The organism is Mesorhizobium sp. M8A.F.Ca.ET.057.01.1.1, from assembly GCF_003952565.1.
In the GTDB taxonomy this organism is placed as follows: Bacteria; Pseudomonadota; Alphaproteobacteria; order Rhizobiales; family Rhizobiaceae; genus Mesorhizobium.
This window is the reverse complement of record NZ_CP034454.1, coordinates 6,299,728-6,315,835: the sequence shown is the minus strand read 5'-3', so window position 1 is coordinate 6,315,835 and position 16,108 is coordinate 6,299,728. Positions and strand designations below refer to the sequence as shown.

Sequence of the window (16,108 nt, the reverse complement as noted above, 5' to 3'; positions counted from 1 at the left end):
GACAGCGCCATCCCCGAAAATTGGTCAGCCAGCATGACCGACTACAAAAGCCTCATCGATGCCGAGACCTGGGCCTTCATCGAGCGGACCAATTCCTATTATCCGCCCGACACGATCGACGATACGATCACCCAGCAACGTGAGATCTATGACCGGATGTGCCGCGAGTTCTTTGCCGGCTATCCGCAGGGCGTGACTGCCGAAACCACGGTTGTTGCCACGCCCGCGCAAGACCTCCCTATCCGCATCTACCGCAACGCGACGCCGAACGATGCGGCGATGGTGGTTTACATCCATGGCGGTGGTTTCATCCTCGGCGGGCTCGACAGCCATGACGATGTCTGCGCCGAGCTTTGCGGCCGCACCGGCCATGAAGTGATCTCGGTCGATTACCGGCTGGCGCCTGAGCATCCGCATCCAGCCGCTTTCGATGATGCGATGAGCGCCTTCGAATGGGCCGCAGGGACCTACGACCGCCCGGTCGTGCTGTGCGGTGACAGCGCCGGCGGCAACCTTTGCGCCGCCGTTGCGCACGCGACGCGTGGCCATGTGAAAAAGCCGATCGGCCAGGTGCTGATTTATCCCGGTCTCGGCGGCGATCGTTCGCGCGGCTCCTATGTGACACACGCCGAAGCGCCGATGCTGACGGTGCGCGATCTCGAATTCTACAAGCACATCCGTACCGGTGGAACCGACCAGACCGGCGACATCACGCTGTCGCCGCTGGCCGATGCCGATTTCGCCAATTTGCCGCCGACCGTGCTGATCACCGCCGAGTGCGACCCCTTGTCGTCCGATGGCGAGGCTTATCGCGACCGCATCGTCGCGGCAGGCGGGCACGCTACCTGGTTCGAGGAACCCGGCCTGGTGCACGGCTATCTCAGGGCCCGGCACAGCGTCGGCCGCGCCCGCGCCAGCTTCACCCGCATCGTCGACGCTGTGGCCACGCTCGGAAAGGGCGGCTGGACCTGGTAGGGACAGGGGCTGTCCCCGCTCAGGAGGCCTTGGCCAGAAAACTCTGATAGTCCGATTTCGCCTGCAGCAGGCGCAGCACGTTCTCGCGCGATCCCCGCACATGGGCGCGCGCCAGGGCGCCGGCGCGGCTGGCGTCGCCGGCGCAGATCGCCTCGACGATCTCGGCATGCTCGTCGCGGGCGATCTTCCATTCATCGAGCCACAACAGTTCGGTCCAGACATAGTGCTGGCACTTGTCGAGGATGCCGCACAGCATGCCGTGCAGCATCGCGTTGCCGCTGATCTCGGCGATGACACGGTGCAGGTCGATGCCGACTTCCAGTTCCTGGAATTTCTCGCGCGTCGTGCGATCCGGGATGGCGGCCAGCCGTTCGCATTCGGCCAGCATGGCGCGCAGCCGCGCCTTGTCCTTGTCGGTCGCCGCGGTGGCCGCCAGTTCGGTTGCATGGCCGTCGAGCAGTTCGCGGATATCGAAGGCCTCGCGGAACATATTGATGTCGAACTCGGTGACGGCATAGCCCTGGCGCGGCCGGCCGGTGACCAGCCCGTCGCGCTCCAGCCGGTTGAAGGCTTCGCGCACCGGCGTACGGCTGACATTGAGTTTCGCCGCGATGTCGCTTTCGGTGACGCGTGAGCCCGGCGGAATCTGGCCGGTCACGATCATCGCCTTGAGCGCGGAATAGACCGAGTCGCGCAGCGTGTTTTTGGTTTCCTTGGCCAAGTTCCGTTCCCAGTTCTCCGGCCGTTTTAGCCGGACATTGCTTCGTTTGTAATCGCAGTCGGCGCAATTTGCCACGCCTGCGGCACCGTCCCATCGCCTCCAACTGATCGTGCCTGTCGCAGTTGACAACACCGATCTCTCGGCTACATTCTAAATTGTATACAAAATCGCATGCCAAATCAAAAACAAATGGGAACACCGGTCGGAGAACCGAAATGAACAGGATCAGAAACGTTAGCGTTGTGGCGATCGCGGGCCTTGTGGCGGCGGTCGCAGTGCCCGCCGTCGCCGCCGACACGATCACCGTCGCCTCGTGGGGCGGCACCTATCAGGAGGCGCAGACCAAAGCCTTCTTCAAGCCGACCGCCGATGCGCTCGGCATCACCATCAAGGAAGACACCACCAACGGCCTCGACGACGTGCGGCTGCAGGTGACCGGCAATGCCGTCAAATGGGACATTACTGAGCTCGGCGCCGACGAATGCGCGCGCGGCTCGAAGGAGGGCCTGTTCGAAAAGCTGGATTACGGCATCATCGACAAGAGCGGCATCAACCCGAAGCTGGTGCATGACGACTGGGTCGGCATTTCCTACACCTCCGTCGTGCTGATTTACCGGACCGATGTCTTCGGCGACAAGGGCCCGAAGACCTGGGCCGACTTCTGGAACGTGGAGAAATTCCCGGGACGGCGCGCGCTGAGCAGCAGCCAGGCGACGGAGACGCTGAGCGTTGCCGCACTCGCCTCGGGCCTGCCGATCGACAAGGTCTATCCGGTCGATATCGACGGGGCGCTGAAAACAGTCGACAAGATCCGTGGCCATGTCGACGCGTGGTGGACTTCCGGCGCCCAGGCCATGCAATTGGTGAAGGACGGCGAAGTCGACATGGCGAGCATCTGGAACGGACGCGCCGGCACACTGAAGAAGGCAGGCGCGCCGGTCAGCTTCTCCTTCGACCAGGGCGTGCTCACCGCCGACTGCATGGTCATCCCCAAGGGCGCCAAGAACAAGGAAGCGGCGATGAAGGCGCTGGCGATGTTCGTCAGCCCGCAGCTGCAGGCCAATTTGCCGCTCTATGTCGACAATGGGCCGGTCAACGAGAAGGCCTTCGAGACCGGCAAGATCCCGCCCGAGCGGATCAAGGACATCAACTCGGCGCCCGAAAACGTCAAGAAACAGGTGCTGCAGGATGCCGAGTTCTGGCGTGACAACCTCGTCGAGGCGACGGAGAAGTTCAACAATCTGATTCAGCAATAGGCCGGAACCCTGACATTGCAGGGCGGCGCAAACGCCGCCCTGCTCCTTCAGTCTGTGCCCGGGAGAAAACGATCTTGTCCATTGCACCATCCGCGCTGCCGATCAGCATGCGCCGGATCGAGAAGAGATTTGGCAGCGTGCCGGTGCTGCGCGACCTGAACCTCGATGTCGAGGCCGGCGAGTTCCTGACCTTGCTCGGCCCCTCCGGCTCGGGAAAGACGACGCTGCTGATGATCCTGGCCGGTTTCGTCAGGGCCAATGCCGGGAGCATCAAGGTCGGCGGCGACGAGATCATCACCACGCCGCCGCACAGGCGCAATATCGGCATGGTGTTCCAGAACTATGCGCTGTTTCCGCATATGAACGTCTTCCACAACATCGCCTTCCCGCTGAAACAGCGCGGCGTCGCGGCCGCCGAGACGGCGCAGCGGGTGGAGAAGGCGCTGGAGCTGGTGAAATTGCAGGGGCTGGGCGAGCGGCGCGTCGACCAGCTTTCCGGCGGCCAGCGCCAGCGCGTGGCCCTGGCGCGCGCCATCGTCTTCGAGCCGCGTATCGTGCTGATGGACGAGCCGTTGTCGGCGCTCGACAAGGGCCTGCGCGAGCATATGCAGATCGAGCTGCGCGCGCTTCATCGCCGTCTTGGCATGACGACTGTCTATGTCACGCACGACCAGCGCGAAGCCATCACCATGTCTGACCGCATCGCCGTCATGAACGGTGGCCTCATCGAACAGCTCGACCGGCCCGAAACCCTTTACGCCGCGCCGAAGACGCAGTTCGTAGCCGGCTTCATCGGCGAATCGAATTTCATCCCGGTCGAAAGCCGCAACGGGTCGGTCTGGTATGAGGACAGGCGGATCCAGACCGGGGCACCGACACCGGCGGCTGGTCCGCACCTGATGGTGGTGCGGCCGGAGAAGCTCAGGCTGGTCACGGCAGCCGACCCGTCGGCCGGCATCAATGTACTCGATGCGACGGTCAGCGACATCATCTACCAGGGCGACAGTTTCGTCTGCTATGCCAGCCTGCGCGACGGCCGCCAGCTGACGCTTCGCGACTATTGCCGCAGCGATGTGCTGGCCAGGCTGCCGGCCGCCGGCCAGCCGATCATGCTCGGCCTCGACGCGAAGGACACGATCCTGGTGGCGGCCGAAGGATGAGCGCGCAATCCGCCCTGCTGAAAGAGATCGCCGGCCCGGCGAGGCAGGATCTCAATGCGCAGGCGCTGCGCGCCGACGCGCGGCGCGAGTCGCTGCGGCTGCTGGCGCTGCTGGCGCCGAGCCTGTTCCTCGTCTGCGCCATCATCATCGTGCCGATCGGCTGGCTGTTCTGGCTGTCGCTGTTCGACGAGACAGGCGCCTTCAGCGCCGCCAACTATGCCCGTTTCTTCGAACAGGCTTCCTACATCAAGACCTTCCTCACCACCTTCAAGGTCGCCTTCATCGTCACCGGCGCCTGCGTGCTGCTCGGCTATCCCCTGGCCTACATGCTGTCGCAACTGCCGCGCCGGGCGGCGTCGATCTGCCTGATCTTCGTCATCCTGCCGTTCTGGACCTCGGTGCTGGTGCGCACCTATGCCTGGCTGGTGATCCTGCAGCGCAAGGGCCTGATCAACAGCTGGCTGATCGATCTCGGCGTGATCAGCCAACCGCTGTCGCTGGCCAACAATTTTGCCGGCGTGGTCATCGGCATGACGCACATATTGCTGCCGTTCCTGGTGCTGCCGCTCTATGCCTCGATGAAGACCATCGACACCGACTGCCTGCGCGCCGGCATGAATCTCGGCGCCGGCCCGGCCGCGACCTTCCGACAGATCTTCTTTCCTCTGTCGCTGCCCGGCCTCGCCTCGGGCGTGGTTATCGTCTTCGTGCTCTGCCTCGGCTTCTTCGTGACGCCGGCGCTGATGGGTGGCGGCAAGGTGGTGATGTGGGCGATGCGCATGGAACAGACCACCAGCCTCTATTCCAACTGGGGGGCCGGTGCGGCACTCGGCGTCGTGCTGCTGGTGGTCACGCTGGCGCTGCTGGGCCTGTTCCAGTGGCTGCTCGGCGCGCGCGCAACCGGCGTATGGAGTTCGCGATGAGTGACGGTATCGGCCTGCCGATCTCGCACCGGCAACGCCTGTGGCTTTACGGCTTCGGCGGCCTCGTGCTGTTGTTCCTGATCGCGCCGTCGGTCATCATCGTCATCATGTCGTTTTCGGATTCGACGCTGCTGCAGTTCCCGCCGCAGCAATGGTCGCTGCGTTGGTATGAAAGCTATTTCCAATCGCTGGAATGGCGCGACGCCACCATCGTGTCGGTCAAGGTCGCAATCATGACCGCGCTGGTGGCGACGCCGCTCGCCACCGCTGCCGCCTATGCCATCAACCGCGGCACGCTGCGCTTCAACGGCACCATCAACGCGCTGCTCACGGCGTCGCTGATCATCCCGGTGATCCTGGTCGGCATCGGCACCTTCTTCCTCTATGCGCGCATCGGCCTCAACAACACGCTGACCGGCCTGGTCATCGCGCATACGGTGCAGGCGCTGCCGCTGGTGGTGCTGACGGTGCTTTCGGGGCTGCGCTCCTACGACATGAACCAGGAACGGGTGGCGCGCAGCCTCGGTGCGGGACGCATCGCGGCGTTCTGGCAGGTGACGATGCCGCAGATCCGCTTCTCGATCGTCTCGGGCGCGCTGTTTGCGTTCATCACCTCCTTCGACGAAGTTGTCGTTTCGCTGTTCATCTCGGGCGGCGAGACCACGACCCTGACACGCCGCATGTTCAACGCGCTGCGCGACCAGATCGACCCGACCATCGCCGCCATCTCGACCTGCCTGATCGTGCTGTCGGTGCTGCTTTTGTCGCTGGCGCAGATCTTCGGCCGGCGGCATTGATTATCGACCAATTCGCAGAAATGACCTTAGGGATATCCAGACCAGATGCGTGATTTCCAGTTTCCCGGCCGCTCGCCGGTTCGTGCCACGGAAGCGATTGCCGCGACATCGCATCCGCTTTCGACACTTGCGGCCATCGAGATGCTGCGCGCCGGCGGCAATGCCATGGATGCCGCCATCTGTGCTGCCGCCGTGCAGGGTGTCGTCGAGCCGCAATCGACCGGCATCGGCGGCGATTGCTTTGTCCTCTACTGCCGCAAGGGGCAGAGCGAGATGCTGGCTTTCAACGGCTCCGGCCGGGCGCCGGCGGCCGCGACCGTCGACTGGTATCGCGACAAGGGTTTTAGCGAGCTTCCCAAACAGGGGCCGCATGCAGTGACCGTGCCGGGCGCGATCGACGCCTGGTGCCGGCTGCTGGAAGACCATGGCAGCAAGAGCCTGGCCGAGGTGCTGGCGCCGGCGATCCACTATGCCGAGAATGGCTATGTCGTGCACGACCGCGTCGCCTTCGACTGGGCCGAACCCGAAACCGACCTTTCCGCCGACGAGCATGCCGCCCGCATCTTCCTGCCCGGCGGCGTCGCGCCGAAAGCAGGCGACGTGCACCGGCAGCCGGAGCTTGCCGCCACCTTGCGCATCATCGCCAAACAGGGCCGCGCCGGTTTCTACGAAGGCGCGGTGGCCGACGACATGGTGCGCCGGCTCAAGGAACTGGGCGGGCTGCATTCGCATGAGGATTTCGCCGCGACCCGGGGCGACTATGTGGCGCCGGTGAGCATCAGCTATGGCGGCCACGAGATCCACCAGATGCCGCCGAACAACCAGGGCCTGACGGCGCTTTTGATGCTGAACGTGCTGTCGGGCTTCAAGCTCGGCGGCCTCGACCCCAACGGCGCCGAACGCCTGCACCTGGAGATCGAGGCCGGGCGGCTGGCCTATCGCGACCGCGACCGTTTCGTCGGCGACCAGGACCGTGTCCCGGTGCCGGTGCGAGAGCTCCTGTCGACCGCCTATGCCGGGCGGCTGCGCGCCGAGATCGACCGCGAGCGCGCCATGACGCACCTGCCGGATGTGCAACTGCCCGGCAGCGACACGGTCTATATCTCGATCGTCGACCGCGACCGCAACGCGGTCTCCTTCATCAACTCGACCTATTATTCCTTCGGCAGCGGCGTCGTCGGCCCGAAGACCGGCGTGGTGCTGCAGAACCGCGGCTCGAGCTTCCGCCTCGATCCGGCGCATCCCAATGCGATCGCGCCCGGCAAGCGGCCGATGCACACGATCATGCCCGGCATGGCGACGAGGAACGGCCGCGTGGTGATGCCGTTCGGCGTGATGGGCGGCGGCTACCAGCCGTTCGGCCATGTCCATCTTCTGACCAACATGATCGATTTCGGCATGGACCCGCAGCAGGCGCTGGACGCGCCGCGCGTGTTCTACAATGACGGCATGGTGGAGGCGGAGCGCAACGTGCCCACCGAGGCGATCGAAGGCCTGCGCCGGCGCGGCCACGCCATCACCGAGCCGCACCATCCGCTCGGCGGCGGCCAGGCGGTGCTGATCGACTGGGAAAAGGGAACGCTGACGGGCGCGTCGGACCCGCGCAAGGATGGGATGGCGCTGGGATATTGAGGGCAGCTCTTTCGCCCCGTTTACGGGAGAGCAATCGCGTATGGTGCTGGCGCCAACGGCGGCTGGACTTTCACAAGCTTTGAAACATAGTCGGTGACCATGACCCAAACCCACCCAGACGTCTCCCGCCGCCTCGTCGCCGGCACCGACGACGACCCCGCCATCCTGGCGCCCGACAGGCCCACGCTGACCCATGGCGGTCTGCGCGCGCTGATCGCCGCCACCGCCACTCAGTTGCACGCCCTGGGCATCGGCCGAGGCGACAGGGTGGCTATCGTGCTGCCTAACGGGCCGGAGATGGCGACAAGCTTCGTCGCGGTGGCGGCCACAGCCTCGACGGCGCCGCTCAATCCCGCCTACCGGGCCGACGAACTCGATTTCTACCTCACCGACATCGGCGCCAAGGCGATCCTCGTCGCGGAGACCGAGACCGGTCCGACCGTGACGGTGGCCGAGCGCCTCGGCATCGGCGTGCTGCGGCTCATCGTGCCGCCAGATGCGCCGGCCGGGAGCTTCACCATCGAGGGCAAGGCGGTCGGTCCGCGAGCGGCGCCCGCCATGGCTGGCGATGACGATATCGCGCTGTTGCTGCACACCTCCGGCACGACGTCGCGGCCCAAGCTGGTGCCGCTCAGCCATGCCAATGTCGCCGCCTCCGCCCGCCATATCGGCGCGACGCTCGGCCTGACGGCCGGTGACCGCTGCCTCAACATCATGCCGCTATTCCACATCCACGGGCTGATCGCGGCGGTGCTGTCGTCGCTCGCCGCCGGAGGCAGCATCTACTGCACACCGGGCTTCAACGCGCTGCGCTTCTTCCAGTGGCTGAGTGACGCCAAACCGAGCTGGTACACGGCGGTGCCGACCATGCACCAGGCGATCCTGGCGCGCGCGGCGCGCAATGCCGAAGCACTGGCGGTGGCACGCCTGCGCTTCATCCGCTCGTCCTCGGCGTCGCTGCCGGCGCAGGTGATGGCCGAACTCGAAGCGACCTTCGGCTGCCCCGTCATCGAATCCTACGGGATGACCGAGGCCGCGCACCAGATGGCCTCGAACCGGCTGCCGCCCGGCCTGCGCAAGCCGGGCAGCGTCGGTGCGGCGGGCGGACCGGAGGTGGCCGTGATGGCGCCGGACGGGCGGCTGCTCGAACCAGGCGAGACAGGCGAAATCGTCATTCGCGGCCCCAACGTCACGTCAGGCTATGAGAAGAACCCGGACGCCAACGCCACGGCCTTCGCGCATGGCTGGTTCCACACCGGCGACCAGGGCGTGCTCGACGATGACGGCTATCTCAAGGTCACCGGCCGGCTGAAAGAAATCATCAATCGCGGCGGCGAAAAGATCTCGCCGCTCGAAGTCGATGACGTGCTGATGGACCACCCGGCGGTGGCGCAGGTCGTCACCTTCGCCATGCCGCATGAGAAGCTCGGCGAGGAGGTGGCGGCGGCAGTGGTGCTGCGCGAAGGCATGAGCGCCACAGAGGGCGATATCCGCGCTCACGCCGCGACCCGGCTCGCCGATTTCAAGGTGCCGCGCAAGGTGCTGATCCTGGACGAGATCCCCAAGGGCGCGACGGGCAAGCTGCAGCGCATCGGGCTCGCCGCCAAGCTCGGGCTGTGACGATGAAGATCACCATCTTCGGCGCCGGCGCCATCGGCGGCTATCTCGCGGCCAAGCTGGCGATTGCCGGCCGCACCGATCTGTCGATCGTCGCCCGCGGCGCGCATCTCGAAGCGATCAAGGCAGATGGCCTGCGCCTGATCGAGGACGGCAAGGAAACGATCGCTCCGGTCAGGGCCGCCGCCAAGGCGGAAGATCTCGGCGCGCAGGATTATGTCGTGCTGGCGCTGAAGGCGCATTCCGTCGCGCCCGCGCTCGACCAGATCGCACCGCTGCTTGGGGACCACACATCCGTCGTCACCATGCAGAACGGCGTGCCCTGGTGGTATTTCTACAAGGCCGGCGGCGCGCTCGAAGGCACCAGGCTGCATCAGGTCGATCCCGGCGGCACGATCTGGGACCGGCTCGGCCCGCAGCGCGTCATCGGCTCGGTCGTCTATCCCGCCGTCGAGGTCGACGCGCCGGGCCTGATCCGCCATGTCGAGGGCAGGCGCTTCTCGCTCGGCGAACCCTCGGGCGAGAAGAGCGACCGGGCCACGCTTCTGGCCGGGGAGATGGTCAAGGCCGGATTGCAGGCGCCGGTGCGCGACGACATACGTGGCGAGATCTGGATAAAACTGTGGGGCAACCTCTCCTTCAACCCGATCTCGGCGCTGACCGGCAGCACGCTGACGGCAATCGTCGCCGACGAGGACACCCGCACGCTCGCCCGCGCCATGATGCTGGAAGCGCAAGCGATCGGCGAAAGCCTCGGCGTGCGCTTCCCCATCGACGTCGACCGCCGCATCAAAGGCGCCGGCGATGTCGGCGAACACAAGACCTCGATGCTGCAGGACCTGGAACGCGGCCGCCCTATGGAGATCGACGCGCTGGTAGGCGCCGTGCAGGAACTTGGGCGGCTGACGGGGCAGCCGACGCCGGCGATCGACGGGGTGCTGGCGCTGGTGCGGCGGCTGGCGACGGAGCGCGGGTGTTATGGGTGAGGATGGACTGAGCTTTGGTGCTTGTGGGCCGGAAGCTCGGCAATAAGATATCCCAGGCTCAATGCATACCTTCAAAGATTGCAGTATTAGACGCCCATGGGATTCGGTGTTTTCATTCATCGCTTCGATTCGATCTACGAGGACAGCCCGGCTGAGCAATATCAGTTCCCGAGCCAGTATCTGCGTCGCGTCGAAGCATGCGTCGGTGACTGGATCATCTACTACGAGCCTCGGAAGATCGCGGAGACGCGAGGCTATTTCGCCATGGCCAAGGTGCAGAAAGTCATCCCCGATCCTGCGATTCGGGGAATGTACCTGGCTCTCATAGAACCAGGAAGTTACCTCGATTTCGTCAATTCGGTTCCGTTCAGCGGGACCGATGGGCTGGTAGAACGAGGGTTGCTCAACGATGAGCGACAGATTTCTGGTCGTGCCCAATCGGCGGTTCGTCCGCTCAGCCCGAGCGATTTCAACCGAATTGTCGATCTTGGATTGAACGAGAACGAGCCGCTGCTACCGCGTGTCGATGACATCGGTTTTGAGTTTGAAGAGGAGCAGGTTCCGTTTCAGTTCGAGCAGAGCCGCGACCGGGTCGCCTATGTCGGATCAAGGCTTGTGCGCGACCGCGTTTTCCGTCGCATCGTCTTGCGTGCTTATGACGAGCGCTGCGCGATCACAGGACTTAAGCTGATAAATGGGCGGGGCCGTGCAGAGGTGGCTGCGGCCCATATTCGACCTGTCGAGGCAAGTGGGCCGGACGTTGTCAGCAACGGTATTGCACTCTCCGGCACCGCGCATTGGATGTTCGATCGCGGACTGATCGGCCTAAGCGATGACTTGGAGATTCTGATTTCGCGTCAGGTCAATGATCCCGAAAGCGTGCGGGCGTTCGTCAACAAGTCAGGCCGTGCGCTTCCGCCTCGCCGACCGGTTGAACGCCCTCATCCGCATTTCTTGCAATGGCACCGTGAGCACTGCTTTAAGCAGTGACGTGTTTCCCACGCCCGCAGGCCGTCACCCCTTCCCCACCCGGCCCATCACCCGCGCATAAACCTCCCCCACGATCCCGCGCCGAAACACCAGCACGCACACCATGGAGATCAGCCCCGTGGCGATCGTCACCGGAAGCCTGACGTGGCCAGCGTGTTTTCCAGGCCGACGACGAGGCTGGCGCCGATGATCGGGCCGACCATGATGCCGATGCCGCCCAGGAGCGTCATCAGGATCACTTCGCCCGACATCTGCCAGGTGACGTCGGTTAGAGCGGTTCAGCGTTTGATAGAATCGCCGACCCGCTCTAACTCTTTGTTTTCACTCAATTCCGGACGGAAAACCGTTACACACTTTTCCTGGAATTGCTCTAGCGTGGCGAACTGGAAGACGATCGCCTTGAGTGAGCCCGGCCAGCGGCCGTAAGTCCCTCAGCCCTCGGCGGCGACGAGATGCCCGCCTCCAACATCGCTTAGCGCCAGTTTCAGCGGCGCCTCGCCGATCCGGCGGGTGGCGCTGGGAATTTCCCGATCGAGGCGGGCGAAACGACTTCTGCGCTGCGCGGGATCCGGCACCGGCACGGCTTCGATCAGGCGTTTGGTATAGGGGTGGCGTGGATTTGAAAAAACCTGGTCGCGTGTGCCCATCTCGACGATCTGGCCGAGATACATGACGGCGACACGGTCGGAGATGTTCTCGACCACGGCCATGTCGTGCGAGATGAAGAGATAGGCGACGCCGAATTCGCGCTGCAATTCCTTCAACAGGTCAAGCACGCGCGCCTGGACCGAGACGTCGAGCGCGGACACGCTTTCATCGGCGATGATCAGTTTGGGGCGCAATGCCAGCGCACGCGCGATGCAGACGCGCTGGCGCTGGCCGCCGGAAAATTCGTGCGGATAGAGTTCCATCTGATCCGATGACAGGCCGACACGGTCGAACAAGGCCGCCACCCGCTCGCGGCGCTCTTCCTTCGAGGCGATGCCGTGGATGACCAGCGGCTCGGCGACGAGGTCGCCGACGCGCATGCGCGGGTCGAGCGAGGCGAAGGGATCCTGGAAGATCATCTGAACGTCGCGGCGCACCGCCTTGCGCTCGTCCCGGCCGAGGCCGGATAGGTTGCGGCCGCCGACGACGATATCGCCGCTATACGGCACCAGCCCGGCAAGCGCCTTGGCGGTGGTCGACTTGCCGCAGCCGGATTCGCCGACCAGCGCCAGGGTCTCGTTGGGCGCGATGGAAAAGCTGACACCCTCGACGGCATGGACGCGGCGGGTGACCCGGCCGAAGACGCCGCCGCGCAGGTCGAAGCGGACGTGCAGGTCTTTTACATCGGCGACATTGGTCGGCGTTACGGCTTCGGCAATCTCTTTCGATGCCTGCCGGCCAACGCCACTGCCGATGCGCGGCACGGCGGCGAGCAGCTCGCGCGTATAATCGGCTTGCGGGTGAGCGAAAATGTCAGATGTCTTGCCTTCCTCGACCATGCTTCCGTGCCGCATGATGATGACCCGGTCGGCCATCTCGGCGACGACGCCCATGTCGTGGGTGATCAGGATGACGCTGGTGCCATGCTTTTGCTGCAGGTCGCGCAGCAGCTCCAGCACCTCGCCCTGCACGGTGACGTCGAGCGCCGTGGTCGGCTCGTCGGCGATCAGCACGTCGGGCTCCAGCGCCAGCGCCATGGCGATCATCACACGCTGGCGCATGCCGCCGGAGAGCTCGTGCGGAAACTGTTTTAGCCGGCTTTCGGCCTCCGAAATGCGCACCGCCTTCAGCGCCTCGATGGCGCGCTGGCGGGCCTGCGCAGGCGACAGGCTGGTATGCGCCTCGATCGATTCGGTGAGCTGGCGGCCGATCGACAGCACCGGATTGAGCGAGGTCATCGGCTCCTGGAAGATCATGGCGATACGGTCGCCGCGAATGCGCCGCATCTGGCGCTCCTCGAGGGTGGTCAGCTCGGTGTCGGCCAAATGGATGGTGCCGGCGGAGATGCGCGCGGCGGGTTGCGGCAGGAGCTGCATGATGGCGAGCGCGGTCATGGACTTGCCGGAGCCGGACTCGCCGGCGATGCAGAGCGTTTCGCCGCGCTTGAGTGTCAGGGAGAGGTCAGAGACGACCTCGCGGGAGCCATCCTCGCCGCGCACGGAGACGGAGAGGTTGGCGATGGTGAGGATGGGGGTCGTTGCGGAGGCAGGGTTCTGAGAGGTCAATTCCGGCACGCCCCTCTCTGTCCTGCCGGACATCTCCCCCTCGAGGGGGAGATTGGCAGCTTTGCCGCCTCGCCCATTCTCCACCGTGGACAAATGGCGAAAGCGACATCCGATCTCCCCCTTGAGGGGGGTGAGGAGTGGTCCGCGAAGCGGACGGAAAGCCAATTGCCTGGCTTTCCGAATGACGAACGCCCGGAGCGACAGCGAAGGGCCGGGCCCGGCAGGGCAGAGGGGGGTGCGGCGCCGATCTCTCATTCAAACACGCAACGCGGAAAATAGAACGACACCACCCAGTTCGGCATATCGACGATCTCGCTGATGCGGAGATCGCCGCAGACCGAGGCCAGCATGTAGGCCTCGACGGGATCTATTCTGTAGCGGCCCGCCAACAAATCGACCATCTGCGCCACCGCCTCCTTCGCGCCCGTCATCAGGTCCGGGCCGATGCCAGTCGTCACCTCATAACCCTTGGCGTCGAGATGGCGCGTCACCGGGCCCGATGTGGTGAAGCGCGGCGTCTTCAGCCGCGCATCTTTCACCAGATCGAGCTTGAGCACGACGTCCATCGGGCTCTCGATCGCGGTGCCGCAGACCTCGCCGTCGCCTTGCGCGGCATGGGTGTCCCCGACCGAAAACAGCGCGCCCGCCACCTCCACCGGCAGATAGAGCGTGGTGCCGGCGGCAAGGTCGCGAATGTCGAGATTGCCGCCGACACGGCGCGGCGGCACCACCGAGTGGTGGCCCATCTCGGCCAGCGCATTGCCGATGGTGCCGGCAAAGGGTTTCAGCGGTACGCGCGCGTTCTTGCCGAACAATGCCGGCTCCAGTGAAACCGCATCGTATTTCCAGATGTTGAGCGCCGGCTCCTTGAAGTCGTCCGCGAGCAGGCCGAAACCCGGAATGTTCGCCGTCCAGCCGAAGCCGGACGGTTTGAACATCTCGATCGTCACCTTCAGCGCATCGCCCGGCTCGGCGCCCTCGACGAAGATCGGTCCGGTCACGGGATTGATCCCCGCGAAGTCGAGCTTGGCAATGTCGGCGGCGGTGCTATCCGGCCTCAGCTGGCCACCCCCGGCATCGAGGCACTGGAACTCGATGGTGGAGCCGGGCGCCACGCGCTGCGCCGGGACAAACGAATTGTCCCAGCCGAAATGGTGATGGCGCCCGTGGATGGTGTAGTCGCAGTTATTGCACATCTTTTACGTACACATTGTCGTAGTTGATCGGGACATGGACCGGGTCCACGTAAAGGTTGTCGGCGCCGCCCATGCGGGCCGATTTCATGGTGAATCGCTGCTCGTTGAAGACCGGCGCCCAAGGCGCGTCCGCCATGATCTTCGCGTAGATGTCGCTCCACATCTTGCTACGCTCCCCGGCCTTCGCAGGGTCGACAATCGAGTCGGCCTCGGCCGCCTTGGCGTCGAGGTCCTTGTTGCAATACCACGACCAGTTCCAGCCGCCCGGCACGGCACCGGCGCAGCCCAGGATTGGACCGTAGAAGTTCGACGGATCGGGGAAGTCGGCGATCCAGCCCATGCCGCCCGACCAGATCATCGGCGCGCCGGCCTTGTCGCCGCCGGCGGCGATGACGTTGGCTTGCGCCAGCGACTGGATGCTGGCCTTGATGCCGATCGCCGCTAGGTCCTGCTGGATCGCTTGGGCGATGCGCGGATTGGGGTCGGTGTTCATGGCGAACAATTGCGTCTCGAAACCATCGGGGTGGCCGGCCTCGGCAAGCAGCGCCTTGGCCTTGGCGACGTCATAGGGATAACCCTTGTACTCCTTGTCGTAGCCCGGCATCGATGGCGGCAGCGGCTGGTTGGCCGGCACGGCGCGGCCGTTGATGATCTGGATGATGCGCCCCTTGTTGAGCGCCATGTTGACGGCCTGGCGCACCTTCACATTGTCGAACGGCGCCATGGTGGTGTTCATGGTGACATAGCCGGTGTGCAGCTGGCCGCCCTCGACCACGCGCGCCTTCTGCTCGGGATCGGCCATCACCTCCTGGAATTTTGCCGGAGGAATGCCGTCGAGCGGCAGGTCGATCTCACCTTTCTGCAGGCGCAGCAAAGCCACGATCGGCTCCTGGCCAACCTCGAAGGTGATCTTGTCGAGATGCGGCAGGCCTTTGTGCCAATAGTCCGGATTGCGCTCGAAGACGATGCGCTGGCCGAGCGTCCACTCGGCGAGTTTGAACGCCCCGGTGCCGACCGGATGCTTGCCGAAATCGGCGCCATATTTTTCGACCTCTTCCTTCGGCACGACATGCGAGAAGTTGATGGCCATGACATGCAGGAAGGTGGCGTCGGGGCGGGTCAGCTCGAACTTGACCGTGTAGGGGTCGACGACGGTGACGCCGGAGAGGCCTTCGGCCTTGCCCGCGGCGACATCGTCATAACCCTTGATCGAGCCGAAGAAGCCGGCGCCGGGGCTCTGCGTCTTCGGATTGGTGACGCGGTCGAGCGAATATTTGACGTCGTCGGCCGTCATCTCGCGGCCATTGTGGAATTTCACGCCGTGGCGCAGCTTGAAGGTGAAGGTCTTGCCGTCGGGCGAAATCTCGTAGCTCTCGGCGAGGTCGGGCTTGAGGTTGGTGGTGCCGGGCTCGTAATCCATAAGTCCGTCGAACAGGCTCTTGATCATCGACCAGTTCTGCCAGTCATAGCCAATCGCCGGATCGAGCGTCGTGACATCGTCCTTGTATGTGGCGATGATTTCGCCGCCCTGCTTGGCGTTCGGGTCGATCGTGTCCTCGGCGCGGGCGCTCGTCATGCCGAGCATCAGCGCCAAGGCCGATGCGGTGACGGTCGATGCGAGAAACTTCTTCATTGTCGTGTT

At 64.7% G+C, this 16,108-nt stretch carries 13 protein-coding genes and 1 pseudogene; 9 read left to right on the top strand and 5 right to left on the bottom strand.

What is annotated here, in order from left to right:
* Positions 1–33 precede the first annotated feature (33 nt).
* On the top strand, positions 34–975 hold the full coding sequence (locus EJ077_RS29955; RefSeq protein ID WP_208698460.1) for an alpha/beta hydrolase: 942 nt from the start codon (positions 34–36) through the stop codon (positions 973–975).
* A 19-nt stretch (positions 976–994) separates the two neighbouring features.
* Here EJ077_RS29955 and EJ077_RS29950 read toward each other — a convergent pair whose 3' ends face one another.
* Complete coding sequence (locus EJ077_RS29950) at positions 995–1,696, bottom strand: GntR family transcriptional regulator (RefSeq protein ID WP_167531393.1); 702 nt, start codon at positions 1,694–1,696, stop codon at positions 995–997.
* A 215-nt stretch (positions 1,697–1,911) separates the two neighbouring features.
* On the opposite strand from EJ077_RS29950, the gene EJ077_RS29945 reads away from it, so the two are divergent.
* The 8 genes from EJ077_RS29945 (at position 1,912) to EJ077_RS29910 (ending at position 11,057) form a co-directional block, all read left to right on the top strand.
* Positions 1,912–2,952: an ABC transporter substrate-binding protein gene (locus EJ077_RS29945; RefSeq protein WP_208698458.1), complete on the top strand. Its 1,041-nt coding sequence runs from the start codon at positions 1,912–1,914 to the stop codon at positions 2,950–2,952.
* 74 nt (positions 2,953–3,026) lie between these two features.
* Positions 3,027–4,112, top strand: coding sequence for an ABC transporter ATP-binding protein (locus tag EJ077_RS29940; RefSeq protein WP_208698456.1), 1,086 nt, complete (start codon positions 3,027–3,029; stop codon positions 4,110–4,112).
* Entirely contained in the window at positions 4,109–5,035 is a 927-nt protein-coding gene (locus EJ077_RS29935; protein WP_208698454.1) for an ABC transporter permease, read from the top strand. The genes EJ077_RS29940 and EJ077_RS29935 overlap by 4 nt, the downstream gene beginning before the upstream one ends.
* Positions 5,032–5,832 (top strand): ABC transporter permease, encoded by an 801-nt coding sequence (locus tag EJ077_RS29930; protein WP_208698452.1) that lies wholly within the window; start codon positions 5,032–5,034, stop codon positions 5,830–5,832. Before EJ077_RS29935 ends, EJ077_RS29930 begins: the two co-directional genes overlap by 4 nt.
* Before the next feature lie 45 nt (positions 5,833–5,877).
* Positions 5,878–7,464, top strand: a complete 1,587-nt coding sequence (ggt, locus tag EJ077_RS29925; RefSeq protein WP_208698450.1) for a gamma-glutamyltransferase — start codon at positions 5,878–5,880, stop codon at positions 7,462–7,464.
* Positions 7,465–7,563: 99 nt separating this feature from the next.
* Positions 7,564–9,084 (top strand): acyl--CoA ligase, encoded by a 1,521-nt coding sequence (locus tag EJ077_RS29920; protein ID WP_208703169.1) that lies wholly within the window; start codon positions 7,564–7,566, stop codon positions 9,082–9,084.
* A gap of 2 nt (positions 9,085–9,086) precedes the next feature.
* Complete coding sequence (locus EJ077_RS29915) at positions 9,087–10,067, top strand: 2-dehydropantoate 2-reductase (protein WP_208698448.1); 981 nt, start codon at positions 9,087–9,089, stop codon at positions 10,065–10,067.
* A gap of 96 nt (positions 10,068–10,163) precedes the next feature.
* Positions 10,164–11,057: an HNH endonuclease gene (locus EJ077_RS29910; protein WP_208698446.1), complete on the top strand. Its 894-nt coding sequence runs from the start codon at positions 10,164–10,166 to the stop codon at positions 11,055–11,057.
* A gap of 24 nt (positions 11,058–11,081) precedes the next feature.
* Here EJ077_RS29910 and EJ077_RS29905 read toward each other — a convergent pair.
* The 4 genes and pseudogenes from EJ077_RS29905 to EJ077_RS29890 form a co-directional block, all read right to left on the bottom strand.
* Positions 11,082–11,329, bottom strand: a pseudogene (locus EJ077_RS29905) (branched-chain amino acid ABC transporter permease); the annotation flags it as partial.
* Between the two features lie 159 nt (positions 11,330–11,488).
* On the bottom strand, positions 11,489–13,303 hold the full coding sequence (locus EJ077_RS29900) for an ABC transporter ATP-binding protein (RefSeq protein ID WP_210212145.1): 1,815 nt from the start codon (positions 13,301–13,303) through the stop codon (positions 11,489–11,491).
* A 218-nt stretch (positions 13,304–13,521) separates the two neighbouring features.
* Positions 13,522–14,466, bottom strand: coding sequence for an acetamidase/formamidase family protein (locus EJ077_RS29895; protein ID WP_208698444.1), 945 nt, complete (start codon positions 14,464–14,466; stop codon positions 13,522–13,524).
* Positions 14,456–16,099, bottom strand: a complete 1,644-nt coding sequence (locus EJ077_RS29890) for an ABC transporter substrate-binding protein (RefSeq protein ID WP_208698441.1) — start codon at positions 16,097–16,099, stop codon at positions 14,456–14,458. The genes EJ077_RS29895 and EJ077_RS29890 overlap by 11 nt, the downstream gene beginning before the upstream one ends.
* Between the last annotated feature and the right edge of the window lie 9 nt (positions 16,100–16,108).